The 1,269-nt window shown below is 28.8% G+C and carries 1 protein-coding gene; it reads right to left on the minus strand.

Features of this window, described 5'->3' with window-relative positions; genetic code table 11:
* Nucleotides 1-57 precede the first annotated feature (57 nt).
* A protein-coding gene (locus ACCQ42_RS09940; RefSeq protein ID WP_199792160.1) for an IS3 family transposase occupies nt 58-1,187 on the minus strand; the annotation gives its coding sequence in 2 pieces (ribosomal slippage) (nt 58-920 and nt 920-1,187; 1,131 coding nt in all).
* Nucleotides 1,188-1,269: the final 82 nt, after the last annotated feature.

Here is a 1,269-nt window from a genome sequence, read left to right on the forward strand (position 1 = left end):
TGGATTGTCAACACCTATTTGTACAATCTAAAATCGAACGTACTAATTTAAGATTAACTAATAATATCTATTTAATCTTAAATGTCTATATTTAACTGGTGGCAAGTAACCTAAGGATCCATGGATCCTTAGGTTGTTGTACCAGTAAACATACTCTGATAGTTCTAATTTTAGTTGATTTAAACTTCTAAATTCTTTCTGATAAACAAATTCTGTTTTCATTACCTTATTAAATGCTTCAGCTACAGCATTATCATAAGGACTTCCTTTTTTGCTTAAGGATCTTTCTATTCCAAATACATCTAGGATTTTATCTATGCTCTTATTATCAAATTCTCGTCCTCTATCTGTATGGAATATTTTTATTTTATTTAATGGATATCTTATTGAGTAAATTGCTTCTTTTACTAATTCAGCACTTTTATTTTTACCTGCTGCATAGCCTATTATTTCCCTGTTGTGTAAATCTATTATTGCACATATATAGTTCCAGCTATTTCCTACTCTTACATAGGTTAAGTCACTTACACATGCTTCTAAAGATTCTCTATTATCAAAGTGTCTGTCTACTTTATTTTTTATTTGTTTATTGTTACATGTAGTTTTTTCTACCTTGTATTGTTTTACTGTATAGCTTGAGATTAAGGCGTGTTTTTTCATTACTTTACATATTTTTCTTCTTGATGCTATTATGCCTTGATTTTCTAGTTCTACTTTGATTTTTCTAGATCCATACGCGTTTTTACTTTTTCTGAATATTTCTTTGATTTTCTCTTCTAAAAGCTCTTCTGTTTTTAGGTTGTTTTTAGATTCTTCTTTGTTTATATGATAGTATATTAAGCTTCTTGTTATTCCTAAAAACTTACACATTGCACTAATACTGTATTTATCTCTATTTGAGATTATGAGCTTTACTTTTTGCCTAGTAGTAGTGCAGCTTGCTTTAAAATATCATTTTCCATTTCAAGCTGTTTTAGTTTTTTTCTTAGTCTGATTAGTTCCTTTTCTTCTTCTGTTCTATTATCATCTATGTCGAAGGAGTTTGAGTTGTTGTACCTATTTACCCATCCTCTTATTGTTGATGGTGCTATGTCGTATTCTTCACCTAGTTTTTTATATGTGTAGTTTCCTTGGTTAAAGATTTCTACTATTTGCCTTTTGAAGTCGTCTTCGTAGTGTCTAGCCAATTTAAAATCCTCCTATGATTTCTTATTATTTATTGTATCATATATTCGATTTTAAATTGTACTATTTATTGTATCCATACCA

Origin of the sequence: Anaerococcus kampingae, assembly GCF_046365475.1 — a bacterium.
GTDB classification, from domain to species: Bacteria; Bacillota; Clostridia; order Tissierellales; family Peptoniphilaceae; genus Anaerococcus; species Anaerococcus kampingae.